Origin of the sequence: Tessaracoccus oleiagri (genome assembly GCF_900103275.1) — a bacterium.
Classification (GTDB): domain Bacteria; phylum Actinomycetota; class Actinomycetes; order Propionibacteriales; family Propionibacteriaceae; genus Arachnia; species Arachnia oleiagri.
Window position 1 is genome coordinate 711,370 of the sequence record NZ_FNGP01000001.1, and the last position, 25,659, is coordinate 737,028.

The following is a 25,659-nucleotide window of genomic DNA, read 5'->3' on the forward strand; positions in this document are numbered from 1 at the left end:
CATGACAGCGCAGGAGACCAAGAAGGTGGTCGTGCTCGCGCGCGGCCTCGGCACGCGCATGCGGAAGGACTCGCCGGGCGCCGACATGACCGACGAGCAGCGCCGCGCCGCCGACGCCGGCATGAAGGCGATGATCCCCGTCGGCCGGCCCTTCCTCGACCACTGCCTCTCCGCCTACGCCGACGCCGGGTACACGCAGGCGTGCCTGGTGATCGGGCCGGAGCACGACGCGGTCCGCGACTACTACGGCTCCCTCGAGACCTCCCGGATGACGATCACGACGGCGATCCAGGACCAGCCGCTCGGCACCGCCGACGCCGTGCTCGCCGCGGAGGAGTTCGTCGACGGGGAGCGCTTCGCCATGGTCAACGGCGACAACTACTACCCGGCCGACGTGATGCGCGCCGTCCGGGAGGCGACGGGCCATGTCGCCGCCGGGTTCGACCGCGACGCGCTCGTCGCGGGCGGCAACATCCCCGCCGACCGGCTCCGCGCCTTCGCACTCCTCGTCACCGACGCCGACGGCCGGCTGCGGCAGATCGTCGAGAAGCCGACGGAGCAGCAGTTCGCCGAGCTGTCGGCCGACGCCCGCGTCAGCATGAACTGCTTCGGCTTCGACGCGAGCGTGTTCGACGCCGCACGCCGGGTCCGGCCGTCCGCGCGCGGCGAGCTGGAGATCGTCGACGCGGTCCGCGAGCTCATCGACGCCGGACAGCCCGTCGAGATCCTGCCCGTCTCCGGCGGCGTGCTCGACCTCTCCAACCGCGACGACGTGTCCGCCGTCGCCGACCGCCTCGAGCACAGCCCGGTGCACCTGTGACCGCGTGGTTCGTGCCGGGCCGCATCGAGGTCTTCGGCACCCACACCGACTACGCCGGCGGCAACACGCTCGTCGCGGCGGTCGACCGCGGGCTCACCGTCACGCTCCGCGCGGGCGGCGACCGGTTCGTCGCCGTGAGCGAGCAGGGCGCGCGCGTCGAACTCGATCCGGCCGTCGACGACGGGCTCGCGCCCGGCCACTGGGGCCGCTACGTCCACACCGTGCTGCGACGGCTGACCGCCGACTTCGGCGACCTCCGGCCCGCCGAGATCTCCGTCACCTCCGACCTGCCACTCGCCGCGGGAATGAGCAGCTCGTCGGCGCTCCTGATCGGCACCGCCCTGGCGCTGATCGACGACAACGGGCTGCGCGAACGCCCCGCCTGGGCCGAGGCCATCACGTCGGACCTCGACCTCGCCACCTACCTCGCCTGCGTCGAGAACGGCTCCGGCTACAAGCACCTCGCCGGCGGCACCGGCGTCGGCACCTTCGGCGGCTCGGAGGACCACTGCGCGATCCTCCTCGGGACCGACGGGCACCTCGCCCACTTCCGCTTCGACCCGCTGGAGCTGGTCGACACCGTGCCCGTGCCCGACGGGTGGCAGCTCGTCGTCGCCACCAGTGGGGTCCTCGCCGAGAAGACCGGCGCGGCGTTGGCCGACTACAACCGCTGCTCGGCGGAGGCGCGGGAGATCGTCGCGCTCGCCAAGCAGGTGGGGGTCGAGGCGCGCAGCCTCGCCGGGGTGCTACGGGCGCTGGGGGCCGACGATGCACGTCGCCTCGTTGCGGACTCCGCCGCCCTCACCCGCAGGCTGGAGCACTTCCTCGTCGAGTCCGAGCACGTGGTGCCCGAGGCGGTCGCCGCGCTCCGGGAGGGCGGCGCGGAGCGGTTCGGGAAGGTGTCGGAGCTGTCGCAGTCGGCAGCGGAGAAGCTGCTGCGCAACCAGGTGCCGGAGACGTCGCAGCTGGTGAAGTCGGCGCGCACGCTGGGCGCCGCGGCGGCCTCGTCGTTCGGGGCCGGCTTCGGCGGCAGCGTCTGGGCGCTCGTCGATGCCGACGAGGCGGAGCGGTTCGCCGAGGCGTGGGTCGCCGACTACCGCGCGCACTTCCCGGAGGCCGGGGCGACCGCCATCGCCATGGCGGTCCGCCCGTCGGGTGCGGCGCGACGGGTGCCTCCGGCCGCTTGACCTGCGATTCCTACGTTCACCTGCGTTGCACGGCAGGTGCACGTAGGAATCGCAGGCGGCTTGGGCCGGGACCGCGGCACCCGCCCCCGCCGCGCGAATCCCCACTAGTCTGTGGCCATGACTGTGGGCAAGGACGTGGTCGTCTTCTCCGGGTCGGCACACCACGCGTTGGCCGACGAGATCTGCGGGCACCTCGGTGTCAGCCGCAGTGGGGTGAAGATCTCCAGGTTCTCCAACGACTGCCTCCAGGCCCAGCTGCTCGCCAACTGCCGCCAGCGCGACGTGTACATCGTCCAGCCGCTGATGCCGCCCACACAGGAGCACCTGATGGAGCTGCTGCTGATGATCAACGCGGCCCGCGGCGCCTCGGCGGGCCAGATCACCGCGGTGATGCCGCACTACGCGTACGCGCGGTCGGACAAGAAGGACGCCTCGCGCATCTCGCTCGGTGGGCGCCTCGTCGCCGACCTGCTCGTCACCGCCGGCGTCGACCGCGTGCTCACCATGGCGCTCCACGCCCCGCAGGTGCATGGCTTCTTCTCCGTGCCGGTGGACCACCTGACCGCGCTCGGGGTCATCGCCGACTACTACCGCGACCGCGACCTCACCGACCACGTCGTCATCTCGCCCGACCTCGGCAACGCCAAGCAGGCCACCCAGCTCGCGCGGCTGCTGAACCTGCCCGTCGCCGCCGGCCAGAAGGTCCGCCTGGGCGACGACAAGGTGGTCATCGATTCCATCGTCGGCGACGTGCGGGGTCGCCACGCGATCGTGCTCGACGACGAGATCGCCACCGGCGGGTCCATCCTCGAGATCGTCAACCGACTGTCCGACTTCGGCGCCGTCAGCGCGTCGGTCGCCACGACCCACGGCCTGTTCACCGGCAAGGCCGTCGAGAGGCTGACCGAGTGCCAGGGCATCTCGGAGATCGTCGCGACGAACACCGTGCCGCCGCCCGCCGACTTCCCCAAGCTCACGTCGCTCTCCGTCGCGGGACTCTTCGCCGAGGCGATCGAGCGCATCCACTTGGGCAAGTCCGTCTCGAAGCTGTTCCACGACGTCGACCCGCAGTACGCGCCCCCGCCGCCCGCGCCGCCGGGTCTCTTCTAGGCTGCTCGCCTCCCGCCCGGGGCCGGTTCCCCTGCCTCCGTCCAGGCCACCTGCGCCGGGTTCGATTCCCCTGCCTACGTAGGCGGGTGAACCAGACCGCAGACAGGTGGCTTCTACCGACGCAGGTGAACCGCACCGAACGCAGGTGAAGCCTTGGTAGCCGCCGACGGAGAAGCCGCGCCTCACGCGTCGGCCGGCGACCCCGTCGGCTTGAACAGGGCGATGCCCTCGGGCAACAGGCGGGGGAGCTGGGTGCGCACGAGCTTCTGCAGGTCGCGCCGTCGCTCGGGCGTCATCCGCTCGGAGACCGACGTGATGGAGATGGCGGCGACGGCGCGGTCGCCGCGCATGAGCGGGAACCCCATGCAGGCCACCCCGGGCTCGTTCTCCTCGAACTCGCCCGAGAACCCGGTGGCGCGCGCCTCCTCGATGGCCTCGACGAGCCGCTCGTGGCTCACGTGCCGGTCGGCGGGGAGCGACTCGATGAAGTAGCGCAGGTCGTCCGGTGTCTCATGACCCGCCGAGAGCAGGGCCCGCCCGAGCGCCGACGAGGCCGCCGGCACCCGCTGCCCAACGGCCGACCAGACCCTGATCGCCCGCGACGTGGGCTCCACCTTGTCGAGGTAGACCACCTCGGGCCCGTCCCAGGCGCCCAGGTGGACGAGCTCGGCCGTCCGGCGCGACAGTTCGAGCAGCACCGGGTGCAGCGCCCGCTGCAGGTTGTCCTTGCTGAAGTAGCTCTCGGTGAGGCCGAGCGCGTGGGGCCCCAGCCGGTACTCGCCGCCCTTGCTCTGGGACACGAAACCGCGGGCGCGCATCGTAGCCAGCGCGCGGTACGCGGTGGGCTTGCTGATCTTCGTGACCTCGCTCAACTCGGACAGCGAGGTTCCATCGGCGCCGGCCTTGGCGAGCACCTCCAGGATCTGCATCGCACGGTCGATCGCCTCGATGCGGGGCGGTCCGTCGTTGGTCCGCCCATTGGGAGTGGTCGCCATGGGGCAAGTCTTCCACCACCACGAGCTTTTCGCCTACTGAACCTCCCTGTTGCAAGTCATCGAGGCGTTTTGTACTCTTTTCATTATCCGAAACTATTGGTTTCAATGACTGAAACGGAGTCCAACGGTGGGCGTGGAACAAGACATGCTGACAGCGGGGATCGTGCCGGTGGTGGTCCTCGAGGACCACGCGCTCGCGGCGGACCTCGGCCGCGCGCTGCTGGCGGGCGGCATCCCCGTCGCGGAGGTCACCTTCCGCACCGACGCAGCCGCGAGGTCGATCGAGGAGATGTCGCAGGTGGACGGCATGCTCGTCGGCGCCGGCACCGTCGTCTCGCCTGAGCAGGTGGACGCGGCCGTGGACGCGGGCGCCCGGTTCATCGTCAGCCCCGGCCTGCTCCCGTCGGTGGTCCGTCGCGCCCAGGAGCGGGGCGTCGCCATCGTCCCCGGCGCGGTCACCCCGTCGGAGATCATGACCGCGCTCAGCCTCGGTCTCGACACCGTGAAGTTCTTCCCCGCCAACGTCTATGGCGGCCCGTCGGCACTGGGGGCCCTCGGCGCGCCGTTCCGCCAGGTGAAGTTCATCCCCACCGGCGGCGTCAGCCTCGACAACCTCCCCGACTACCTCGGCCTGCCCAACGTCGCCGCCGTCGGCGGCACGTGGATGGTGAAGCCCGAGTTCCTCGCCAACCGCGACTTCGACCAGGTCACCGAACTCTCCCGCGCAGCAGTCGCCGCCGCTGCCGCCGCACGAAAGGACCAGCAGTGAGCCCCATCGTCGACCTCCGCCCCGCCGAGGAGTGCCGCTACGACGCGGTGTCGCTCGGCGAGGTCATGCTGCGCCTCGACCCCGGCGAGATGCGCATCCGCACCGCCCGCCGCTTCGACGTGTGGGAGGGCGGCGGCGAGTACAACGTCGTCCGCGGCCTCGCCCGCGTCTTCGGGCTGAAGTCGGCGGCGATCACGTCGCTCGTGGACAACGAGGTGGGCCGCCTTGTCGAGTCCCTCATCCAGGGCGGCGGCGTGGACAACTCCTTCATCCACTGGGTGGGCGACGACGGCTCCGGCCGCACCGCCCGCAACGGCCTCAACTTCACCGAGCGCGGCTACGGCCTCCGCAAGGCCAAGGGCGTCTCCGACCGTGGGCACACGGCCATCTCCCAACTGAAGCCCACCGACGTCGACTTCGACCACCTCTTCGGCGAGCTCGGCGTGCGCTGGCTGCACACCGGCGGGATCTACGCAGCCCTCTCCGAGCAGGCCGCCGAGACGGCGATCGCCGCCGCCCAGGCCGCGAAGAAGTACGGCACCGTCGTCTCCTACGACCTCAACTACCGGCCCAGCCTCTGGAAGTCGATCGGCGGCCAGGAGCGGGCCCAGGAGGTCAACCGCGAGGTGGCGCGCTACGTCGACGTCATGCTCGGCAACGAGGAGGACTTCTCCGCCGGGCTCGGGTTCGAGATCGAGGGCGTCGACGAGCACCTCTCCGCCCTGCCCATCGACGCTTTCCGCAACATGATCGGGCAGGTCGCCGAGGAGTTCGACAACTTCAAGGTCATCACCACCACGCTGCGCACCGTCAAGAGCGCGTCCCTCAACGACTGGGGGGCGCTCGCCTGGAGCAAGGCCCACGGCGTCCTCCAGGCCACCGACCGCACCGACGTCGAGATCCTCGACCGCGTGGGCGGCGGCGACTCCTTCGCCTCCGGCGTCATCTACGGCCTCATGACCGGACAGTCGCTCCAGACCGCGCTCGAGTACGGCGCCGCCCACGGCGCCCTGGCCATGACGACGCCCGGCGACACGTCGATGGTGTCGCTCTCCGACGTCCTCCACCTCGCCGGGGGCGGCAGCGCCCGCGTCGACCGCTGACCGCTATCCCGCAACGGCAGAACCCGCCCCGGCCACCAGGCCGGGGCGGGTTCTCCGCGTTCAGCTCACCAGTCGTGCAGTGATCCGTCCGCGCGGCGGGCGACCGGGAGGTACTTCGGGTCGTACGGGAACTTGGCCGCGGCGGCATCGTCGTACTCGACGCCGAGGCCGGGCGCCTCGCTTGGGGTGACGTACCCGGCGGCGAACTGCGGGTAGCCGCGGAACACCTCCTGGGTCTCGGGCGCGAAGACCATGTGCTCCTGGATGCCGAAGTTCGGGATCGCGATGTCGAGGCTCACGGCCGCGGCGAGCGAGACGGGGGAGAGGTCCGTCGGGCCGTGGGATCCGGAGCGCACCTGGTAGAGGGCGGCGAGGTCGAAGATCCGCCGCAGGTGCGTGATGCCGCCGGCGTGGGTGACCGAGGTGCGGACGTAGTCGATCAGCTGGTTGGTGATCAGGTGCTGCACGTCCCAGATGGAGTTCAGCACCTCGCCGACGGCGATCGGGGTGGTGGTGTGCTCGCGGATGAGGCGGAAGGTCTCCTGGTTCTCGGCCGGGGTCGGGTCCTCCATCCAGAACAGCCGCATCGGCTCCACGTCCTTGCCGAACCGCGCCGCCTCGATGGGCGTGAGGCGGTGGTGCACGTCGTGGAGGAGGTGGAAGTCGAAGCCGAACTCCTCGCGCACCTTGCCGAGGTAGTCGGGCGCGAACTTCAGGTACATCTCGGTGGACCAGAGCTGCTCGTCGGGCAGGTCCGCGGCGGCCGGCTCGTAGATCGCGCCCTTGCGGACGCCGTACGTCCCGCCCATCCCCGGCACCGCCATCTGCGCGCGGATCGCCTGGTAACCGCGCTCCCGGAACTCGGTCATGTCGTCGATGAGCGACGGGAGGTCGCTGCCGGAGGCGTGGCCGTAGACGAGCACCTTGTCGCGCGACTTCCCGCCCAGCAGCTGGTAGACCGGCAGCCCGACGACCTTGCCCTTGATGTCCCACAGCGCCATGTCGACGGCGGCGATCGCGGTCATCGTCACGGGGCCGCGGCGCCAGTACGCGCCCTTGTAGAGGTACTGCCAGGTGTCCTCGATGCGGGTGGAGTCGCGGCCCTTCAGCAGCGGCGCGATGTGGTCCCGCAGGTAGGAGGCGACGGAGAGCTCGCGCCCGTTGAGGGTGGCGTCGCCCAGACCCTGGACCCCGTCGGAGGTGGTGATCCGCAGCGTGACGAAGTTGCGCCCGGCCCCGGTGACCAGCACCTCGACCTTCTCGATAGCGCTCAATGCAGTGGTCCCTTTCAGGGTTGTTGGTTGTTGAGTACGTCGGCGCGCGGCTCGTAGCGGAGCCACTCGGCGAAGAAGTAGGCGGGTCGGAGCTCGGGCCGCTCGGTGCCCGTCTTGTTGAACAGTTCGGGGCGCACCTTCTCGGCCGCCTCGATGTCGGAGAAGATCACCCGCAGGTGGTCGCGCAGCAGCCGCTCGGCGGAGTCCAGGTCCTCCGCGACGATGGCCTCGAACACCTCCAGGTGCTGTTCGTAGAAGATGCGGTGCTCGGAGACCTCTTGGATGCCGAGAACCCGCGCCCGGTCGAGGTGGCTCTTGGCGGCGGCGACGGTGGCCCACGAGGCCGCGTGCCCGGCGAGTCCCATGATCGACCGGTGGAATGCCTCGTCGAGCTCGAAGAAGGTGGCGAGGTCGCCCCGCGGCACGTCGGCCTGGGCGCGCAGGTTGGCCCACACCTCGTCGACGAGCTCGGCCTCCAGCGGGAAGGCGATCGAGCGCAGCGACGCGATCTCCACCGACTCGCGCAGGAACTGCGCCTCCTTGATCTGTGCGACGTCGAGACGGGTGACGAAGGTGCCGATCTTGGGGAACACCTCCACGAGCCCCTCCTCGGCGAGCAGCAGCAGCGCCTCCCGGATCGGTGTGCGGGAGACCCCCATGCGGGTGGCGAGCTCGTTCTCCGAGATCGGCGTGCCGGGTGGCAGGTTCATGCTCACGATCCTGGCCCGCAGTTGCTGGAACACCCGATAGCGAGCGTTCTTCGGCCCGGACTCCTTCGTCGGCATGGTCACCCCTGTCGTTGGTCGCGCGCCTCGGCATAGCAACTATAGGTCTTGTATGTAACGCTTGTACACAAGCGACCTGCCAGTCGCACCCAAGCGCGTCGGCGTGGCGCGCCCGGTGACCTCGTCGACGGTGTTGGCTGGAGTGAGCCGTCGGCAGGCGGCGCCGGACCAACCGAGGAGTGCCGTGATGAGACCCGTCTCGCTCCAGCTGTACACGCTGCGCCACGCGCTCGACGACGACCTGCCCGGCACGCTCTCGCGCGTCGCCGAGATGGGCTTCCACGTCGTCGAGCCGTACCGCTTCGTCGACGACCCCGCTGCGCTGGCCGACGCGCTCGCCGACGCGGGCCTCTCGGCGCCCAGCGCCCACACCGCCTTCCTCGACGGCGACCGCGCGCGGATCTTCGCCGCGGCGTCGCAGCTGGGGGTGTCGACGCTCATCCAGCCGTCGTCCCCGTCCGAGGCGTGGGGGAGCGTCGACGGCATTCGGGACCTGGCGCGCCGCATCAACGAGGCCGCGCGGGAAGCCGCCGACCACGGACTCCGGCTCGGCTACCACAACCACGCCTTCGAGTACGCGGGCGGCGTCGACGCCCCGCTGGAGCGCTTCGCGCAGGCGCTCGACGACGAGGTCGCCCTGGAGGTCGACACCTATTGGGTGGCGGTCGGGGGCGACGACCCGGTCGCGCTGCTGCGACGGCTGGGGGCGCGCGTCGGCTTCCTGCACGTCAAGGACGGGCCGGTCTCGGCGGACACGGCCGAGCAGCTGCCCGTGGGCGAGGGGAGCATGCCCGTCGCGGAGATCCTCGACGTGGCGCCCACCGCCCTTGCCGTGGTGGAACTTGATGACTACCGCGGCGACATGTTCGAGGCCGTGGCCACCAGCCTCGCCAACCTGAAGGGGATGCTCGCATGAGGATCGGGGTGCTGGGCGCCGGCGTCATCTCGAAGCAGTACCTGGAGAACCTGACCCGGTTCCCCGACGTGGGGGTCGCCCTCGTCGCCGACCTCGACACCTCCCGCGCCCGCGACCGCGCGGAGGCGTTCGGCGTCCCTGCTTGGGGCACGTCCGCCGACCTGCTGACGAGCGACGTGGAACTCGTGGTCAACCTGACCGTCCCTGCCGCCCACCACGACACGACCGTCGCGGCGCTCCGGGCCGGCAAGCACGTCTGGCTGGAGAAGCCGCTGGCCACCAACGTCGCGGACGCGCGCGACCTCGTCGCAGTGGCGAAGGCGTGCGGCCGGGAGGTCGGCTGCGCCCCGGACACCGTGCTCGGTGCGCCCGCCCAGGCCGCGCTGCGGCTGCTCGCCGACGGGGCCGCGGGGACGCCGTCGTGGGGCTACGCCCACTTCGCCACCGAGGGGCCGCAGGGCTGGCACCCGGACCCCGAGTTCCTGTTCTCGCCCGGCGGCGGGCCGCTGCTCGACGTCGGCCCCTACTACCTGACGATGCTCGCGCACGCCTTCGGGCCGGTCGCGCGGGTGTACGCGGCGGCCGCGACCGCGCAGCAGACCCGCACGATCGGCGCCGGGCCGCGAGCAGGCACCGTCTTCCCGGTCACCGCCGCGACGACGCTGTTCACCACACTGCACTTCGAGTCGGGCGCCACGGCCCAGGCGACGTTCTCCTTCGACTCGGGCAGCCCGCACATCGTGCTGGAGTTCACGGGCTCCGACGGGACCATCGTGTGCGCGGACCCGAACCGGTTCGTGGGCGACGTGGTGGTGCGGTCGGCGCACGGCGCGGAGCCGGTGGTCACCTCGTTCCCGGAGGCCGCGGCCACACGAGGCATCGGCGTGGTGGAGATGGTGCGGGCGATCGAGGCCGGCCACAGGCCGCGCGCCAACGCCGACGTGGCCGCGCACCTCGTCGAGGTGATGGCTGCGGCGCTCGCGTCCGTGGAACGGGGACTGCCGGTGGACGTCGACAGCACCTTCGAGCCGGTGGAGCCGCTGCCGGAGGGCTGGGACCCGTTCGCCCGGTAGCGCGAACGGCCTGGCTCAGAGGTGGCGACGGTTGCGCCAGCGCCGGCCGATCGCGTCGCGCCACGGCGGGACGATCACGCCGTCGGCGGCCATCCGGCGACGCAGCCGCGTGCGGGTGACGTAGATCGCGACGAGGCCGGCGAGGTAGAGCGGGATCTGCACCGACAGCGCCACGCGGTACTGCTGGAACGTGTACTCGGTGGCGCCGCCCGACATGAACTCGAGGATGGTGCCGATCAGCAGGATGGTGACGGTCGCGCCCAGGAAGGCGCCCGAGATGACGATGCCGTTGGCGACCCCCATCCGCGTCGGGGGCAGCATGGTGCGCGGGTAGTCGAAGCCGACGGCGGTGCCCGGCCCGCCGGCGGCCAGCGCCAGCACGAGCACGACGAGCAGCCACAGCGGCGCCGGTCCCGGCAGCAGGAGCACGACGATCCAGCTCAGCAGCCCCGCCCAGATCACGGTGAGGGCGAGGTTGGAGCGCCGCAGCGGATGGCGGGCGGTGAGCATGCCGACGACGGGGCCGATGAACATGCCCGCCACCGAGATCAGCGTGAACAGGGCCGACGCGGCGGCTTGGCTCAGCCCTTGGGCCGAGCGGAGGTACGGCAGACCCCACATGAACACGAACGCGTTCATCGAGAAGCCCGACGTGAAGTGGATCGCGAAGCCCAGCTGCGTGCCCGGGTGCCGGATCACCTCCAGGACGCCGCGGTGCAGCTGGGTGAGCTTCTCCGTCGGCCGCTCGACGACGACGCCGGACGGCGCGTCGCGGACCACCGCGTAGACGGCCACCACCATCACGACGCCCAGCATGGCGGCGGCGGTGAGGCCCGCCTGCCAGCCGTAGGTCTGGATCGCCGGGAGCAGGGCGTAGATCGCCATCAGCTGGCCGACCACCGACAGCATGCCCGTCAGCTGCGTGAGCACCGGCACGAACCGCGGCGGGAACCAGCGGGGGATGAGCGACAGGATCGAGATGTAGATGCAGGCGTCGCCGAGGCCGACGAGAAAGCGGGCGACGAACGCCAGTGCCAGCACGTCGGTGGCGCCGAGCATGAGCTGGCCGGCCACCATCAGGGCCGAGCCGAAGGTCAGCATGACGCGCGGGCCCAGGCGGTCCAGCAGCGTGCCCGACGGCAGCTGGCCGAGCGCGTACGTCGCGAGTTGGAGCACCACGAACGTCGAGACGATGCTCGGGGTGGTGCCGAAGTGCTCGGCGGCCTCGAGGCCGGCTACGCCGAGGCTGGAGCGGTGCATCATCGCCACGGCATAGGCGATGACGGCGACGCCGAAGACCACCCACTTGCGCTTGCCCGTGTCCATCACGCCTCCAGCCCACAGACCCAAGCACACTCTAGACCCGGCGGGCGTGGGCTCACGCGGGCCGCCCGCCGGGGTGGCAACTCAGGCGTCGAAGGTGCCGGTGTCGATCACGAAGCGGTAGCGCACGTCGGAGGCGACGACCTTCTCGTAGGCCTCGTCGATCTCGTCGCCGCCGATGACCTCCACCCACGACGCGATCCCGTGCTCCGCGCAGAAGTCCAGGCACTCCTGCATCTCGGCGAGGCTGCCGACGTTGGAGCCGGCGAGCACCTTGTTGCGGCCCACCAGCGAGCCGATCCTGAACGTCGCCGGGTGCTGGGGGAGCCCCACCTCGACGAGGACGCCGCGGTTCTTGAGCAGGCCCACCATGAGGTCGATGTCGAGCCCGTCGGAGACGGAGGAGATGATGATGTCGAACTGGCCGCGCAGCTTCTTCATGCTGTCGGCGTCGGTGGTGGCGACGTACTCCGTCGCGCCCAGGGCGAGCGCGTCGTCGCGCTTGGCCAGCGTGCGGCCCAGGCCGACGACCTCGGCGCCCATCTTCGCGGCGATCTGCACGGCCATGTGGCCGAGGCCGCCGACGCCGACGACGCCCACCTTCTTGCCGGGGCCCGCGCCCCAGTACTTCAGCGGCGAGTAGGTGGTGACGCCCGCGCACAGCAGCGGCGCCGCCTTGTCGAGCGGGATCGACTCCGGGATCCGGATCGCGAAGTCCTCCTCGACGGTGATGCCCGTGGCATACCCGCCTGCCGTGGGCTGCCCGTCGCGACCGATGCTGTTGTACGTCATGACCTTGCGCTTGTCGCCCTTGCCCGTGCAGAAGTGCTCGTTGCCGGACAGGCACTCGTCGCACTCGCGGCAGGAGTCGACGGAGACGCCGATGCCGACGCGGTCGCCCACCTTGTGCTTGGTCACGTCGCTGCCCACCGCCGTGACGATGCCCGCGATCTCGTGGCCAGGCACCAGCGGGTACATCGCGCGGCCCCACTCGGAGCGGGCGGTGTGGATGTCGGAGTGGCAGATGCCCGAGTACTTGATCTCGACGTAGACCTCGGTCGGCCCCGGCTCGCGGCGGGTGATCGTCGTCTTCGTGAACTCGCCGTCCGGCGCGTCGATCGAGTAAGCAGTGACCTCGGGCACGGTTCCTCCTTGAAGTTCTGCCGGAAGTCTAGTCCTGTGTGGGTGGGCTGCGCGGCCACCTGCGTTGGGCGCGGAGCAGGAAGGCCGGTTTACCTGCGAGAGTGCAAAAAACCTGCCGGATCCGGCAGGTGAAGCGAAATTCCGCGGGCCCCTCCGAGCGGGGCAGGTAAACCGTCGACGCGGCAGGTCAACCCGCCCCGAGCCGCCGACGAGCTACTCGCCCGTCAGCTCCGAGACCCAGTCGGCGGTCTGCTGCGACTCCGCCCCCTGCGCCGGGCGCGGCTCCTGCGCTCCCTCCTTGGGGACGGTGCAGTTCATCGCCTCGCCGGGGGCGGGGCCGAACTCCTTGCCGCCGAAGACGTGCTCCTTGGCGAACTGGTAGTAGGCGTCGTGCTCGCCGGTGTCGTAGGGGTTGTCGAGGGCGCAGCGGCCGACGTAGTAGCCCACCACGTCGGCGAACGTCTCGGTGACGGAGCGACCGGCGTAGTCGGAGAAGCGTCCCTCCTGGCGGTACAGCTTCTGGAAGTCGGCCCAGTACTGGGCGCCCTTGTAGCGGTCGGAGTTGTAGACGTGCGCGAGTTCGTGGGCGACGAGCCGGACCAGGCGGCCCTCGTCGTCGTCGGCGAGCGCCTGCTTGAACTTCTCGAAGTCGAAGGACACGTAGCCGGAGCGGCTGAGCGACCAATCACCCCAGGCGTAGCCGCGGATCCGGGCGGCGTTGATGCCGACGGTGCCGCTGTACTTGCCCTGCAGGGTGGTGCGGTAGTCGGTGCACTCCATCGCGTCGAGCGTCTCCCAGAGGATCTTGATCGACGGGCGGTACTCCTCGGTCCACTGCTTGCCGCCGAGGCGGAAGTTGAACCGCTGCTCGATCTGCTGCTGGATCTCCGCGATCGACGCGCCCTCGGGCCACTCGTTCGTCGAGAGGCAGGGGGTCGGGATGCCGGTCACGGGCGGCGCGGGCGTCGGCGCGACGGGGAGGGCGGTGGCCTGGGTGGCGCCGATGGCGGCGGCAACGGTCGTCACGACAGCCGCGACGGACAGCAGCCACTTGCGCACGCGTATACCTCTCAGGAAGCTCATGGACACCCAAGGTTTTACTTAGAAATTCTCAGGAAGTCAACCGCGGACCAGAATACAGGCAACTGGCTGGAACGCGCACGCGGGGATCGTGAACAGGTCGGCGCGCGAGATCGGACTGAAGGGTGAACCCTGACCCTCGTGCGCGGGGTCGACGCACTACCCTGACCCCATGACCGAGTACGTCCTCCACCGATCCAGCAGCCCCGCCACCGCCGAGCAGCGTGCGGAGATTCTCGCCAACCCGGTGTTCGGACACTACTTCGTGGACCACCAGGTGCTCGCCGAGCACGACGGCCAATCGTGGGGCAACCACCGCATCGAGGCGATGGGCACCTGGCAGGTGCACCCTGCGGCCGCCGTCTACCACTACGGCCAGGAGATCTTCGAGGGCCTCAAGGCGTACCGCCGCGAGGACGGGTCGGTCTGGCTGTTCCGCCCGGAGGCCAATGCGGCCCGGTTCGCCCGCTCCGCCGAGCGCCTCTGCATGCCGCCGCTGCCCGTCGAGGACTTCGTCTCCGGCGTCCGCCAGCTCGTCGCCCTCGAGGCCGACTGGGTGCCCGACGCCGCCGGCGAGCAGTCGCTGTACATCCGGCCGTTCATGGTGGCCTCCGAGCCGTACCTCGGCGTCCGGCCCGCGAAGGGCTACACCTTCTCGGTCATCGCGTCCCCCGTCGGCGCCTACTACGACGAGCCCGTCACCCTCTGGCTCACGCCCGACTACACCCGAGCGGCCCCGGGCGGCACGGGCGAGGCGAAGTGCGGCGGCAACTACGCCGCCAGCCTCGCCGCCGCGAACCAGGCGGAGGCCAACGGCTGCGGTCAGGTGCTCTGGACCGACGGCGCCGAGCGCAAGTACATCGAGGAGTGCGGGACGATGAACTTCATGTTCATCACCTCCGACGGTGAACTCGTGACGCCCGAGCTCAACGGCTCCATCCTCCCCGGCATCACCCGCGACTCGCTCCTGAAGCTCGCCCCCTTGCACGGGCTCACCCCGGTGGAGGCGCGGGTCAGCGTCGAGGCGCTGTTCGACGGCGTGCAGTCGGGGCAGATCGTCGAGGCGCTCGCGTGCGGCACCGCCGCCGTGGTGACGCCCATCGTCGGCTTCAAGGCGCCGGGCGGGATCCACCACGTCGTGCGCGACGGTCGCCCAGGCCCGATCACCCGCGAGTTGCGCAAGCACCTCGTCGACATCCAGTACGGCCGCGCGGAGGACCCGTTCGGCTGGACGCAGCGGGTCGCCTAGGCGCCAGCCGGGGCCCACGACGAAAGGCGGGACCATGCCAGACGTGCGACTGGAACCCCGACGACGCACGGCCCGCTTGGTGGGCGACGCGCTCGTCGCCGCCTGGGTGCTGGGCTGGGCGGTGGTGGCGTGGGTGCTGAAGCGCGCCGTCGACGGGCTCGCCGAGCCGCTCACCCGCGTCGGCGACAACACCGAGGCCCTCTCCCGTCGCCTCGACGATGCCGCGCGCGACCTCGGCTCGCTGCCGCTCGTCGGGCAGGACCTCTCGAACGCGTTCGGGTCGCTCGGCCGACAGCTCGCCGACCTCACCGCCCAGGCCGACGCGCAGGCGGACTCCGTGCTGGCGACGGCGTGGCTGCTGTCCTGGGTGGTGTGGCTGCTGCCGTCGCTCACGGTCGTGCTGCTCTACCTGCCCCGCCGCCTGCGGCGGGCGCGCGAGCTGGAGGCGGCCCGTCGCTACCTCGCCGAGCGCGGCGACTTCGACCTGTTCGCCCTCCGCGCGCTGCAGCACGCATCGCCGACGGAGTTGGCCCGGCTCCCGCAGCCGCCGGCCGAGGCGTGGCGGAGCGGCGACCCCGCCACCATCCGGGCGCTCGCGCAGCTGGAACTGGATCGGGTCGGGCTGGCCGTCGGAACCCGCCCACGCGTCGAGGAATAATTTAACGTTCAACTTTGTTATGGTGGGTGACAGCAAGCCACAGCAAGGAGCAGCAGCAATGCAGTTCGGCATCTTCACCATCGGTGACGTGACCACCGATCCCACCAACGGACGCACCCCCACCGAGCACGAGCGCATCATGGCCACGGTCGAGATCGCGAAGAAGGCGGAGGAGGTCGGCCTCGACGTCTTCGCCACCGGCGAGCACCACAACCCGCCGTTCATCGCGCCCGCCAACCCGCCGATCCTGCTCGCGCACATCGCCGCGCAGACCGAGAAGCTCCTGCTCTCCACCGCGACGACGCTCATCACGACGAACGACCCCGTCCGCCTCGCCGAGGACTACGCCTACGTGCAGCACCTCACCGGCGGCCGCGTCGACCTCATGATGGGCCGCGGCAACACCGGCCCGGTCTACCCCTGGTTCGGCAAGGACATCCGCGACGGCATCCGCCTCGCGGTCGAGAACTACGCGCTGCTCCACGCGCTGTGGCGCAACGAGGTCGTCGACTGGGAGGGCCAGTACCGCACGCCGCTGCACCAGTTCACGGCGACGCCGCGCCCCCTCGACGGCGTGCCCCCGTTCGTGTGGCACGGCTCGATCCGCAGCCCTGAGATCGCCGAGCAGGCCGCCTACTACGGCGACGGCTTCTTCCACAACAACATCTTCTGGCCGAGCTACCACACCAAGCGGATGGTGGAGCTCTACCGCGCTCGCTACGAGCACTACGGCCACGGCGCCGCCGACCAGGCGATCGTCGGCCTCGGCGGCCAGGTGTTCATGCGCAAGAACTCGCAGGACGCCATCAACGAGTTTCGCCCCTACTTCGACAACGCCCCCGTCTACGGCCACGGCCCGTCGATGGAGGACTTCACCCGCGAGACGCCGCTCACCGTCGGCTCGCCCGACCAGGTGATCGAGCGCTACCTCGGCATGCGCGACATCGTGGGCGACTACCAGCGCCAGCTGTTCCTCATCGACCACGCCGGCCTGCCGCTCAAGACAGTGCTCGAGCAGATCGACATCCTCGGCGAGGAGGTCGTGCCCGTGCTGCGCAAGGAGTTCGCCGCACTGAAGCCCGCCCACGTCCCCGACGCGCCGACCCACGCCTCGCTCGTCGAGGCCGCCGGCGGCCCGAAGGAGCGCGTGGCCACCGAGCCGCAGGTCGACCGCTGGACCGGCACCCGCGCCGAGGACGACAACGAACTGAAGGAGGTCTGATGCGCAACATCATCGCCATCTCCGGCGGCCTCTCGACGCCGTCCAGCTCCCGCACCCTCGCCGAGGACCTCGGCCGCGAGGCCGTCGAGAGCCTGCGCTCCCGCGGGGAGCAGGCCGCCGTCGAGCTCGTCGAGCTGCGCGACCACGCGCACGCGATCATGGACAACATGCTCACCGGCTTCCCGACGGGCGAGTTCGCCGAGCTGATGGAGCGGCTCGTCGAGGCCGACGCGATCATCGTCGTCACCCCGACGTTCTCCGCCGGCATCTCCGGGCTCGTCAAGAGCTTCTTCGACGTCGTCGAGAAGGAGAAGCTCGAGGGCATGCCCGTGCTGATGGCCGCCACCGGCGGCACCGAGCGCCACTCCCTGGTGATCGAGTACGCCATGCGGCCGCTGTTCGCCTACCTCAAGGCGATCCCGGTCGGCACCGGCGTCTACGCCGCCACGTCGGACTTCGGCGGCGAGGGCGCTGCGGCGCTGCGCGGTCGGGTGCAGCGGGCGGCGACCGAGCTGGCCGACGTCGTCGCCGGGGCGCCCCGTCGGGTGAAGCAGGACGACTTCGTCGACTTCGAGACGCTCCTGCGCCGCTCGGCCTGACCCACCCCCAGGACCCCTGTGGCCCGTCGCGCTGGCTTGCTGGCGACGGGCCACGGGTTTCTCTGCGCTCAGTGCGAGTCGGCGAACGCGTCCTTCATCGACTCCGGGGCCCAGGCGAGCACCTGCGCGCCGCGCCGGGCCTCGAGCCGGACCACCATGCCGTGGCCGAGCCACACCGTCACGTCGTCGTACGCCGCATATTCGACGTAGCCACTGCGCCTCCCGCTCGACTCGACCGCGCGCACGACCGACGCGGGATCCGGGTCCGCCAGCACGACCGTCGCCTCAGTCGCCGCCGCCACGGCAGCGTCGTCGGGCAGCCGGATGCCCTTGGGTAGCAGCAGTGATTGCTCCCCGACGCTGACGCGCTCCAGCTCGATGTGGGCGGCGAAGTCCTCGTTCCACGGCAGCTTCGGCTTCGGCAGCGCGACGTGGGGGACGGTGGGCGTCGGGGACGGCAGATCGCGTTCCGCCGGCGAGCCGCAGGCCGCGAGCGCGAGGCAGCAACCCGCCGCCACACCCACAAGAACCCGTGCCATGGCGCAATCCTAGGCACGGCCGAAAATGGGCTTGGGTGGCCCCATGAAGTAGCCGGGGTTCACCTGTCTGCGTGCAGAAAACCTGCCGGATCCGGCAGGCGAAGCGAAACCGCGCAGGCCCCTTCGAGGGGGGCAGGCCAACGGCGAGGGAGGCAGGTGAACGCGGTCCCTAGGAGCGACGCAGTGCTCCTCGCCCCGGTCCCTGAGGAGCGACGGAGTCGCGTCTCGAAGGGCCGGAGGTCAGTCGAGGTCGAGGCCGACGAAGAGGTCGGTGTGCGGCTTGTCCGACGGGGGGAAGGGCTGGCCGCAGCCGAAGACGTAGGCCTCGCCGGCCTCGGGCAGCTGCTGGGTGATGGCGTGGAACTGCCAGAACGGGTCGTCGATCCGCACCTGGCTGGGGTGCGCGGCGAGGGCGCGGCGGTACACGTCGAAGTAGCCCTCGATGGGCACGACGGCCTCGATGTAGTCGACGGCGGGGCCGAAGGAGTCGGGGTCGCGCTCCTCGCCGCCGAAGAGGTCGGGGAACTTCTCGCGCGCGATCGGGTAGGCCTTCTGCCACATCGCGGTGTTGTGCGTGCTCCACACGACGCGCTGCACCTGCCACGGTTCGCCGAGCTCCGGCGCGTGCGACGGCGCGGCCGCCAGTGTCACCGCGTACATGGCGACGCGGTGGGCCATGATGTGGTCCGGGTGCCCGTAGCCGCCGATGGCGTTGTAGGTCGACAGCACGTGGGGGCGCCGCGAGCGGATGATCTCGACGAGGAAGTTGGCGGCCTCGAGGAGGTCGGCGTTCCAGAAGGCGTTGTCGGGAACCTCCGCGGGCACGATGACCGACCCGTCGGGGGCACGGTCCATGCCGGTGTCGTGGTAGCGGCCGACGCCGCCGAGGAAGACTTGGTCGGTGAGGCCCATGCAGTCCATGGCGGCCTTGAGCTCGTCGATGCGGTGCTGCCCGAGCTCGGCCTCGGTGAAGTGCTCCCAGTCGGGGACGAGGATCTCGCCGCGCTCGCCGAGGGTGCAGGTCACCAGGGTCACCTGGGCGCCCGCGTCCACGTATCGCGCGATCGTGGCAGCGGACTGGCTCGACTCGTCGTCCGGATGGGCGTGTACGAGGAGAAGTCGCGGGTTGCTCACTGGTGCTCTTCCTTGTCGGTCGCTAGGGGCATCATAGGTTCCGGCGGGGCGAGGCTGAAGAGCCCGCAAACCCCTTGCGAGATAGTTTATCATTCAACTATTAGATGGGCTATTTGGGCGTTGGCGGCCCTAGCGCCCCGACGTGCCACTATTGCCCCATGGAAATCGTCCCGATCGAGACGCACCACTGGGCCACCGCTGACTGGCCCCTGGGCGCTCACCCCCACGCCGACGGCGTCACCTTCGCCGTGCGTGCACCCCACGCCACCCGCATCCTGCTCGAGCTCTACGAGGCCGCGCTGGGCGTCGACGCCTACGCCTCCTTCGAGCTCGCCAAGGGCGCCGACGGCGTCTGGAGGGGCAAACTCCAGGGACTCCAGCTGGGCGCGCTCTACGCCTTCCGCGCCTGGGGCGACAACTGGCGCTACCAGCGCAACTGGAAGCCGGGCTCGCGACGCGGGTTCCGCTCGGACCTCGACGCGCACGGCAACCGGTTCAACCCCAACAAGGTCCTGTTCGACCCCTACGCCCGCGAGATCACGCACAACGTCTACACGGACCAGATCCACGAGATGGGCTTCGACGACGGCGTGTTCGGCACCGGCGGCGAGGAGTACCACGGCAGGGAGCGTCGCCTGATCGACACCGGCCGCCTCGCGCCCAAGGGCATCATCGTCGCCGAGCCGCCGGCGCGCACCCCGTCGCCGAGGCTCCCCGAGGAGGACGCGCAGATCTACGAGGTGCAGGTCGAGCAGCTGTCGGGCCACGAGTCGACGTCGCGACTGCGCGAGCTGCTGCAGCACGAGCCCGGCTTCGAGGACGTCGTCGACATCCCCGAGGAGTTCCGCGGCACCTACAAGGGCGCGGGCATGATGGCGCCCTACCTCAAGGCGCTCGGCTTCAACACCGTCGAGTTCCTGCCCATCCACGAGACGAACGCCTCCGAATCCGGGCGCCCCGGCAAGTCCAACTCGTGGGGTTACATGACCCTCGGCTACTTCGCGCCCGCCCGCCGCTTCTCGTCGGACCAGACCGAGGGCGGCCCGACGCGCGAGTTCCGCGAGATGGTCGACGCGTTCCACGAGCACGGCATCGAGGTCTACCTGGACGTCGTCTACAACCACACCGCGGAGGGCGGCAACTGGAACGGCGACGTGAACACCACCGGCTTCACGAGCCTGGGCGGCTTCGCGACGGCCGAGTACTACCAGATGACCTCCGACTTCATGCTCATCGACGGCGCCACCGGTACGTCGAACCAGCTGAACTTCTCCTCCGACGCGGCCGTGCGGCTCGTCAAGGACTCGCTGGCCTACTGGGCGTTCGACATGCACGTCGACGGGTTCCGCTTCGACCTCGCCACCGTGCTGGGCCGGAAGCCCGACGAGGCGCACCCGGAGGACTGGCAGGCGCAGAAGCGCTTCTTCACCGACCACGAACTGCTCGTCGGCATCGCCGACTGGGCGAAGGAGCACGACATCGCCGCCATCGCGGAGGCGTGGGACCTGTGGGGCTACGAGGTCGGCAACTTCCCGCGCGGCTGGGGCGAGTGGAACGGCCGGTACCGCGACGCGGTCCGTCGCTTCTCGAAGGGCGACGGCAACACGTTCGAGTTCCTCGAGATGATGAACGGCGACTACCACCACTTCGCCGACAACGAGGGCGCGCAGAAGTCGATCAACTTCATCGTCGCCCACGACGGCTTCAACCTGGCCGACCTGGTCAGCTACAACGAGAAGCAGAACTTCCACGAGTACCCGTTCGGCCCCTCCGACGGCGGCTCCGACGACAACCTCTCGTGGGACTCCGGCGGCTCGCACGCGCTGCGCCGCCAGCGGCTGCGCAACCTGTGGGTGCTGCTGTTCTTCAGCCGCGGCGTGCCGATGGTGGTGGCGGGCGACGAGTTCGGCCGCACCCAGAACGGCAACAACAACCCGTGGGCGCTGGAGTCCCCGGCCATGCGCAACAACTACGCCATGATCCCGACGAACGCCCCCCAGACGGTGCCCGTCGGCCACGGGCTGGACGCCGCCTACCACGACAACCTCGGCGTCTTCCAGACCGACGACCACGTCAACGGGCTCTTCCGCTTCGTCCGATTCCTCACGCACCTGCGCCTGAAGCACCAGGCACTCCGGCAGCGGAATTGGGGCAAGCACGAGGACCAGCCCGGCGCCACCTACACGTGGAAGAGCCCCTCCGGCGGGGACCCGCAGGACGGTTCCCGCGCCGTCGCGCTTGAGATCCAGGCACCCGACGAGGACTTCTACCTCATGGTGAACATGGAGAACCACACCGTCGACTTCCAGGTGCCGCAAGCCCGCGACGGGTGGCAGTGGCGCAAGCTCATCGACACCGCGCTGATGTTCGAGCCGATCTGCAACTACTGGGACGAGGACGCCGGCGACATCGTCGTCGGGGGCCAGGCGCTCCCGGCATGGTCGATCACCGTGTGGCACGAGACGAGGAAGGGCGCGCCGGGCGCGGCGCAAGCCGACACGCCGTCGGTTTGACCCCCTGCCTACGCTTGACTGCGATGTGGTCCAAACGCGAGGTGATCGACTATGCGTTGCAGCGACGGGCTTCGCTCGAGCGTCTGCAGCGGGTCCCGCCTGCGCTGAGGGACTTCGACGCGCATCCGTTGCTCATCCGGTCGGCGCTGCACCACGGCGAGGAGAGCGGGCGGGAGTGCCCCGTATGCGGGCATCTGCCCCTGCTCAACCTAAACTACGTATTCGGCGAGCAGCTCGGCCAGTTCTCGGGGCGGATCAAGTCCACCGCGGAGCTGGACGAGATGCAGTCCGAGTTCGGCGAGTTCAGGGTCTGCGTCGTCGAGGTCTGCACGGAGTGCGAGTGGAACCACATGGTCCTGGCGTACCTGCTCGGGGACGGTAAGAAGCGCAAACCGCCGCGTCGTCGGCGCACAGTGGAGGACATCTATGGCTGAGGCCAAACGCTCGAAGGCTCGACGGGGGAAGAACAAGGGCGTCGGGAAGCGCATCGCACTCGTTGCGGCCATCCTCGTCCTGGTGCTGGGCCTGATGGGCGTTGGGTCGTTCATCTACCTGTACGCGACGACGGATGTCCCTGATCCCAACGAGGACTTCCAGACCAACACGACCTTCATCCACTACGCCGGCGGCGAGCAGCTGGGGTCGTTGGCGGTGCAGAACCGGCAGACGATCCCCTACGACCAGATGCCGCAGGTGATGAAGGACGCCGTCGTCGCGGCGGAGAACCGCACGTTCTGGACCGACCCCGGGTTCTCGGTGCGCGGCATGGCCCGCGCCGCGTGGTCCATCGCCAGCGGCGGCGAGATGCAGGGCGGCTCGACGATCACCCAGCAGTACATCAAGGTGCTCTACCTGGACCCGAGCCAGACGATCCAGCGCAAGGTGCGAGAGCTGATGCTCGCCATCAAGCTGGAGCAGGAGGTGCCCAAGGAGGAGATCCTCGAGGGCTACCTGAACACCATCTACTTCGGCCGCGGTGCCTACGGCATCCAAGCGGCCGCCAAGTCGTTCTTCCTCAAGGACGCCAAGGACCTCACGGTCTCCGAGGCGGCCGCACTCGCCGCGATCCTCAACAACCCGGCGGCGTTCAACCCCTCCGGCGGACAGGAGAAGCTCGACGCGCTCTACGGCCGCTACAAGTACGTCCTCGACGGCATGCTCGAGATGGGCACCATCACCCAGGAGGAGTACGCGGCCGCCTACCCGCAGCTGCCGGAGTTCCCCGAGGTGCCGGTCAACAACCGCTACGGGGGCCCCAAGGGCTACCTGATCAAGATGGTGGAGGACGAGCTGGAGACGCTCGGCATTCCGCAGGAGCAGGTGCAGGGCGGCGGCCTGAAGGTCACCACGACGATCGACAAGCGGCTCCAGGACCGCGCCGTCGAGGTGGCGCAGGGCTACACCCAGGAGGCCGCCGAGAACGGTGAGGAGGGCGCGACGGCGGAGAACCTCCACGTGGCGCTCGCCTCGGTGGACACTGCCAACGGCGCCATCCGCGCCCTCTACGGTGGCCCGGACTACGTCGAGAAGCCGCGCAACTGGGCCACCACCCCGCGCGCCGCGGCGTCGACGTTCAAAACGTTCGCCGTCATCGCCGGCCTGCGCGAGGGCTTCGACCTCAACACGCGCCTGAACGGCGACACCTTCACCCCCGAGGGCGACCCCAACCCGATCCGCAACCAGGGACGCGAGCAGTACGGCAGCGTCACCCTCCGCGAGGCGCTCGCCCAGTCGATCAACACCGCGATGGTGGACCTGACCCAGCAGCTCGAGGGCGGCCCCCAGGCCATCCTCCAGGCCGCGTTCGACGCGGGCGTGCCGGAGGATCCGGAGGCGTGGCAGCAGCAGCTGAACAACCGCATCGCGCTGGGGTTCGGCGAGGTCAGCCCGCTCGACATGGCCAACTCGTACGCGACGCTCGCGAACTCCGGCCAGCGCAACGAGACGTTCATCGTCGCCAAGGTCGAGGACCCGCAGGGCAACGTCGTCTACGAGGCGGAGCCCGCCGCCGAGCCGACGATCGAGCAGGACATCGCCGCCGCCACCACCGACGCGCTCACCTCCGTCGTCGACGAGGGCACCGGCCGCCGCGCGCAGACGCTGGACCGCCCCGTCGCCGGCAAGACCGGCACCAACGCCGGCACCGAGGAGGACAGCATCACGTCGGCCTGGTTCGCGGGTTACACGAAGCAGCTGTCGACCGCCGTGATGTACGTCGCCGGGGAGGGCGGCACCGACAACCTCGTCCCCTACCGACAGCCCGGCGACCGCACGTTCTACGGCTCCGGCTACCCGCTGTCGACGTGGCTCGACTTCATGACCACCGCCATGGAGGGGGTACCCGTCGAGGACTTCGACACGCCGCCGACGCCGGAGCCCAGCGAGGAGCCGACGAGCGAGTCGCCGAGCCCCACGCCGTCGGAAGAGCCGACGAGTGAGTCGCCGAGCCCGTCACCCAGCCCCACGCCCAGCGAGGAGCCGAGCCCGACCCCGTCGGAGGAGCCCACTTCGGAGGAGCCGACGGAGGAGCCCAGCCCGCTGCCGGAGCCGACGACGCTCGCCCCGCCCGGCAACCCGTCGCCCCCCGGGCAGCAGCCGACCGAGGAGCCGACCAGCTCGGACACGACGACGCCCACCGAGGAGTCGACGGAGGGCGGCCTGCTTGACGGCTTCGTGCCGCCGGGCCGTGACAAGCCGTAGCGGTCCGCGACGGCGGGTTCAGTAGGGTGTGGCCGTGACCAACGCCTTGCTGCCCGCCTTCGGCGGGCCGGTCGGCCTCCACGCCCGGCGCCGGGGAGTGTTCTTCCGCCCGCTGCCGTGGGCGCTGCTTGCGGGCGCGGTGCTGTTCACCGTGCTGTACGTGCGGCACCTGCCGTGCCTCACCATCGATCCGGCGAATCCCATCAACGCGTACATCCGCGCCTGCTACTCGGACATCCCGGTGGTCTACACGTGGCAGGGCTGGGCCGCCGGCGGCTCGCCGCTCGGGGGCGACCAGTTGGCCGTCGCGCCGCTGCTGGCGATCGTCCTGGTCTTCGTGCTGCACTTCGCGCGGCTGCTCGGTGCGGACATCCAGCCGGGCGCGTCCGACGTCGCGCAGTACGCCGGGGTCCCGGCCTACTTCGGGGCGTCGGCGATCCTGCTGTTCGCCGCGTTCCTGCTGTTCATCGTCGCCTCCGCGCTGCTCGCGCGGCGCGAGGGGCGGCCCTGGGACGTGTTCTTCGTCGCCGCCTCGCCCGTGGTGTTGGCGGCAGGGCTGGTGAACTTCGACCTCCTCGCACTGGCCCTCACCGCGCTGGGGTTGGCGCTGCTCGCGCGCGACCGCTCGATCGAGGCCGGCGTCGCGCTCGGCGCGGCCGCCTCCGCCGCGACGATGCCCCTCGCCTTCGTGCTCGGCGCGGCCGTGGCGCTGCTGCTGCGCCGCCGGTCCGTCCGGCTGGCCGCGCTCGGGCTGGCGTTCGCCGCCACCTGGCTGCTCGTCCACGTGCCGCTGCTGGTGCGCAACTTCGACGCCGTCTACGGCTACTACCACTCGGAGATCACCAAGGACGTCAGCTACGGGTCGATCTGGTACCTCCTGCAGGAGGTCGGGATCCCGTTCCGCGAGCTCGGGGCGTTCACGTTCGTCGTGTCGGCGCTGCTAATCGGCATCGTGGCGGCCTGGCTGTACGTCACCGGCCGAACCCCGTCAGCAGGACGGGTGTCGGCCGCGGTCGTGCTCATCCTCGTCGTCCTCGCCCCGGCCTACCCGCCGCAGACCGCGCTCTGGGTCATGTTCGCCGTGTTCCTCGCCCGCCCCGTCGACGTGACCGCCTGGGCGTTGAGCGGGGTGCAGGCGCTCCACTACCTGGCGGTCTGGGGCTGGCTTTCGGGGCACCTCACGGCGGAGAAGAGCGGCCCCGAGATGGTCTACGTCCTCGCCGTGATGATCCGGCTCGCCTTCGAGCTCGTGCTGCTCTACCTCGTCGTCCGCGACCTGCGCTCCCGCTCACCGCAGGCCCTTCGAGACGCGCTTCGCGCTCCTCAGGGACCTGCTGGCCCGGTGGCTGAGGAGCGCGCGGAACACCCCTACCCGGTGGCTGAGGAGCGCGCGAAACACCCCTACCCAAGCCCCGGCGACTGACCGCAGGCCCTTCGAGACCGCCCCTCAGGGACCTGCTGACCCGG

General features: G+C 70.3%; 23 protein-coding genes. 15 read left to right on the top strand and 8 right to left on the bottom strand.

Going from position 1 to position 25,659, the window contains the following annotated elements; genetic code table 11:
* Position 1 precedes the first annotated feature (1 nt).
* From BLR46_RS03225 to BLR46_RS03235, 3 genes are all read left to right on the top strand, one after another.
* Positions 2-820 carry a nucleotidyltransferase family protein gene (locus BLR46_RS03225; RefSeq protein WP_093248840.1) on the top strand — a complete coding sequence of 273 codons (819 nt, stop codon included), beginning with the start codon at positions 2-4 and terminating at the stop codon, positions 818-820.
* Positions 817-2,007 (top strand): galactokinase family protein, encoded by a 1,191-nt coding sequence (locus BLR46_RS03230; RefSeq protein ID WP_093248841.1) that lies wholly within the window; start codon positions 817-819, stop codon positions 2,005-2,007. Before BLR46_RS03225 ends, BLR46_RS03230 begins: the two co-directional genes overlap by 4 nt.
* Before the next feature lie 117 nt (positions 2,008-2,124).
* Positions 2,125-3,117: a ribose-phosphate diphosphokinase gene (locus BLR46_RS03235; protein ID WP_093248844.1), complete on the top strand. Its 993-nt coding sequence runs from the start codon at positions 2,125-2,127 to the stop codon at positions 3,115-3,117.
* Between the two features lie 182 nt (positions 3,118-3,299).
* Here the strand turns inward: BLR46_RS03235 and BLR46_RS03240 are convergent, their stop codons facing one another.
* Positions 3,300-4,112 (bottom strand): IclR family transcriptional regulator, encoded by an 813-nt coding sequence (locus BLR46_RS03240; protein WP_093248847.1) that lies wholly within the window; start codon positions 4,110-4,112, stop codon positions 3,300-3,302.
* A 145-nt stretch (positions 4,113-4,257) separates the two neighbouring features.
* On the opposite strand from BLR46_RS03240, the gene BLR46_RS03245 reads away from it, so the two are divergent.
* Both BLR46_RS03245 and BLR46_RS03250 read left to right on the top strand, forming a co-directional pair.
* Complete coding sequence (locus tag BLR46_RS03245; RefSeq protein WP_093248849.1) at positions 4,258-4,881, top strand: bifunctional 4-hydroxy-2-oxoglutarate aldolase/2-dehydro-3-deoxy-phosphogluconate aldolase; 624 nt, start codon at positions 4,258-4,260, stop codon at positions 4,879-4,881.
* Positions 4,878-5,984, top strand: a complete 1,107-nt coding sequence (locus BLR46_RS03250; RefSeq protein WP_093248852.1) for a sugar kinase — start codon at positions 4,878-4,880, stop codon at positions 5,982-5,984. The genes BLR46_RS03245 and BLR46_RS03250 overlap by 4 nt, the downstream gene beginning before the upstream one ends.
* 65 nt (positions 5,985-6,049) lie before the next feature.
* Here BLR46_RS03250 and manD read toward each other — a convergent pair whose 3' ends face one another.
* Positions 6,050-7,258: a D-mannonate dehydratase ManD gene (gene manD, locus BLR46_RS03255; RefSeq protein ID WP_093248854.1), complete on the bottom strand. Its 1,209-nt coding sequence runs from the start codon at positions 7,256-7,258 to the stop codon at positions 6,050-6,052.
* Positions 7,259-7,272: 14 nt separating this feature from the next.
* Entirely contained in the window at positions 7,273-8,043 is a 771-nt protein-coding gene (locus BLR46_RS03260; RefSeq protein WP_093248857.1) for a GntR family transcriptional regulator, read from the bottom strand.
* Positions 8,044-8,230: 187 nt separating this feature from the next.
* On the opposite strand from BLR46_RS03260, the gene BLR46_RS03265 reads away from it, so the two are divergent.
* Both BLR46_RS03265 and BLR46_RS03270 read left to right on the top strand, forming a co-directional pair.
* On the top strand, positions 8,231-8,959 hold the full coding sequence (locus BLR46_RS03265; RefSeq protein ID WP_093248860.1) for a sugar phosphate isomerase/epimerase family protein: 729 nt from the start codon (positions 8,231-8,233) through the stop codon (positions 8,957-8,959).
* The gene (locus tag BLR46_RS03270; protein ID WP_093248862.1) at positions 8,956-10,032 is read left to right on the top strand and encodes a Gfo/Idh/MocA family protein; all 1,077 of its coding nucleotides are present in this window, start codon (positions 8,956-8,958) and stop codon (positions 10,030-10,032) included. The genes BLR46_RS03265 and BLR46_RS03270 overlap by 4 nt, the downstream gene beginning before the upstream one ends.
* Positions 10,033-10,047: 15 nt before the next feature.
* On the opposite strand, the gene BLR46_RS03275 is transcribed toward BLR46_RS03270, so the two are convergent.
* The 3 genes from BLR46_RS03275 to BLR46_RS03285 form a co-directional block, all read right to left on the bottom strand.
* Positions 10,048-11,358 (bottom strand): MFS transporter, encoded by a 1,311-nt coding sequence (locus BLR46_RS03275; protein WP_093248864.1) that lies wholly within the window; start codon positions 11,356-11,358, stop codon positions 10,048-10,050.
* 81 nt (positions 11,359-11,439) lie between these two features.
* Complete coding sequence (locus BLR46_RS03280) at positions 11,440-12,498, bottom strand: NAD(P)-dependent alcohol dehydrogenase (protein ID WP_093248865.1); 1,059 nt, start codon at positions 12,496-12,498, stop codon at positions 11,440-11,442.
* A gap of 213 nt (positions 12,499-12,711) precedes the next feature.
* Entirely contained in the window at positions 12,712-13,557 is an 846-nt protein-coding gene (locus BLR46_RS03285; RefSeq protein ID WP_093248867.1) for a hypothetical protein, read from the bottom strand.
* 193 nt (positions 13,558-13,750) lie between these two features.
* On the opposite strand from BLR46_RS03285, the gene BLR46_RS03290 reads away from it, so the two are divergent.
* From BLR46_RS03290 to BLR46_RS03305, 4 genes are read left to right on the top strand one after another with little or no spacing between them, the layout of a single operon-like run.
* Positions 13,751-14,827: a branched-chain amino acid aminotransferase gene (locus BLR46_RS03290; protein ID WP_093248868.1), complete on the top strand. Its 1,077-nt coding sequence runs from the start codon at positions 13,751-13,753 to the stop codon at positions 14,825-14,827.
* Positions 14,828-14,861: 34 nt separating this feature from the next.
* Complete coding sequence (locus BLR46_RS03295; RefSeq protein WP_143008195.1) at positions 14,862-15,485, top strand: hypothetical protein; 624 nt, start codon at positions 14,862-14,864, stop codon at positions 15,483-15,485.
* 58 nt (positions 15,486-15,543) lie between these two features.
* A complete protein-coding gene (locus tag BLR46_RS03300) occupies positions 15,544-16,707 on the top strand; it encodes an LLM class flavin-dependent oxidoreductase (protein WP_093248871.1) in 1,164 nt (387 codons plus the stop codon).
* The gene (locus tag BLR46_RS03305; RefSeq protein WP_093248873.1) at positions 16,707-17,306 is read left to right on the top strand and encodes an FMN reductase; all 600 of its coding nucleotides are present in this window, start codon (positions 16,707-16,709) and stop codon (positions 17,304-17,306) included. The genes BLR46_RS03300 and BLR46_RS03305 overlap by 1 nt, the downstream gene beginning before the upstream one ends.
* Before the next feature lie 68 nt (positions 17,307-17,374).
* Here BLR46_RS03305 and BLR46_RS03310 read toward each other — a convergent pair whose 3' ends face one another.
* Positions 17,375-17,845, bottom strand: coding sequence for a hypothetical protein (locus BLR46_RS03310; protein ID WP_143008196.1), 471 nt, complete (start codon positions 17,843-17,845; stop codon positions 17,375-17,377).
* A gap of 240 nt (positions 17,846-18,085) precedes the next feature.
* On the bottom strand, positions 18,086-18,979 hold the full coding sequence (gene mshB, locus BLR46_RS03315; protein ID WP_176761639.1) for an N-acetyl-1-D-myo-inositol-2-amino-2-deoxy-alpha-D-glucopyranoside deacetylase: 894 nt from the start codon (positions 18,977-18,979) through the stop codon (positions 18,086-18,088).
* A gap of 158 nt (positions 18,980-19,137) precedes the next feature.
* Between mshB and BLR46_RS03320 the strand changes: the two genes are divergently transcribed.
* Genes BLR46_RS03320 through BLR46_RS03335 form a run of 4 tightly spaced genes read left to right on the top strand, consistent with a single transcriptional unit; the run spans position 19,138 to position 25,615 of the window.
* Complete coding sequence (locus BLR46_RS03320; protein ID WP_093248878.1) at positions 19,138-21,492, top strand: alpha-amylase family glycosyl hydrolase; 2,355 nt, start codon at positions 19,138-19,140, stop codon at positions 21,490-21,492.
* Between the two features lie 23 nt (positions 21,493-21,515).
* Positions 21,516-21,926, top strand: a complete 411-nt coding sequence (locus BLR46_RS03325) for a DUF5318 family protein (protein ID WP_093248880.1) — start codon at positions 21,516-21,518, stop codon at positions 21,924-21,926.
* The gene (locus BLR46_RS03330) at positions 21,919-24,192 is read left to right on the top strand and encodes a transglycosylase domain-containing protein (protein ID WP_093248882.1); all 2,274 of its coding nucleotides are present in this window, start codon (positions 21,919-21,921) and stop codon (positions 24,190-24,192) included. The genes BLR46_RS03325 and BLR46_RS03330 overlap by 8 nt, the downstream gene beginning before the upstream one ends.
* A gap of 34 nt (positions 24,193-24,226) precedes the next feature.
* Positions 24,227-25,615 carry a glycosyltransferase 87 family protein gene (locus tag BLR46_RS03335; RefSeq protein ID WP_176761640.1) on the top strand — a complete coding sequence of 463 codons (1,389 nt, stop codon included), beginning with the start codon at positions 24,227-24,229 and terminating at the stop codon, positions 25,613-25,615.
* Positions 25,616-25,659: the final 44 nt, after the last annotated feature.

Excerpts from the sequence above, each read along its gene's own strand:
- BLR46_RS03225 (WP_093248840.1), top strand. The coding sequence starts at position 2 with ATGACAGCGCAGGAGACCAAGAAGGTGGTCGTGCTCGCGCGCGGCCTC.
- BLR46_RS03235 (WP_093248844.1), top strand. The coding sequence starts at position 2,125 with ATGACTGTGGGCAAGGACGTGGTCGTCTTCTCCGGGTCGGCACACCAC.
- BLR46_RS03240 (WP_093248847.1), bottom strand. The coding sequence starts at position 4,112 with ATGGCGACCACTCCCAATGGGCGGACCAACGACGGACCGCCCCGCATC.
- BLR46_RS03245 (WP_093248849.1), top strand. The coding sequence starts at position 4,258 with ATGCTGACAGCGGGGATCGTGCCGGTGGTGGTCCTCGAGGACCACGCG.
- BLR46_RS03260 (WP_093248857.1), bottom strand. The coding sequence starts at position 8,043 with ATGCCGACGAAGGAGTCCGGGCCGAAGAACGCTCGCTATCGGGTGTTC.
- BLR46_RS03265 (WP_093248860.1), top strand. The coding sequence starts at position 8,231 with ATGAGACCCGTCTCGCTCCAGCTGTACACGCTGCGCCACGCGCTCGAC.
- BLR46_RS03270 (WP_093248862.1), top strand. The coding sequence starts at position 8,956 with ATGAGGATCGGGGTGCTGGGCGCCGGCGTCATCTCGAAGCAGTACCTG.
- BLR46_RS03275 (WP_093248864.1), bottom strand. The coding sequence starts at position 11,358 with ATGGACACGGGCAAGCGCAAGTGGGTGGTCTTCGGCGTCGCCGTCATC.
- BLR46_RS03290 (WP_093248868.1), top strand. The coding sequence starts at position 13,751 with ATGACCGAGTACGTCCTCCACCGATCCAGCAGCCCCGCCACCGCCGAG.
- BLR46_RS03295 (WP_143008195.1), top strand. The coding sequence starts at position 14,862 with ATGCCAGACGTGCGACTGGAACCCCGACGACGCACGGCCCGCTTGGTG.
- BLR46_RS03300 (WP_093248871.1), top strand. The coding sequence starts at position 15,544 with ATGCAGTTCGGCATCTTCACCATCGGTGACGTGACCACCGATCCCACC.
- BLR46_RS03305 (WP_093248873.1), top strand. The coding sequence starts at position 16,707 with ATGCGCAACATCATCGCCATCTCCGGCGGCCTCTCGACGCCGTCCAGC.
- BLR46_RS03310 (WP_143008196.1), bottom strand. The coding sequence starts at position 17,845 with ATGGCACGGGTTCTTGTGGGTGTGGCGGCGGGTTGCTGCCTCGCGCTC.
- BLR46_RS03320 (WP_093248878.1), top strand. The coding sequence starts at position 19,138 with ATGGAAATCGTCCCGATCGAGACGCACCACTGGGCCACCGCTGACTGG.
- BLR46_RS03325 (WP_093248880.1), top strand. The coding sequence starts at position 21,516 with ATGTGGTCCAAACGCGAGGTGATCGACTATGCGTTGCAGCGACGGGCT.
- BLR46_RS03330 (WP_093248882.1), top strand. The coding sequence starts at position 21,919 with ATGGCTGAGGCCAAACGCTCGAAGGCTCGACGGGGGAAGAACAAGGGC.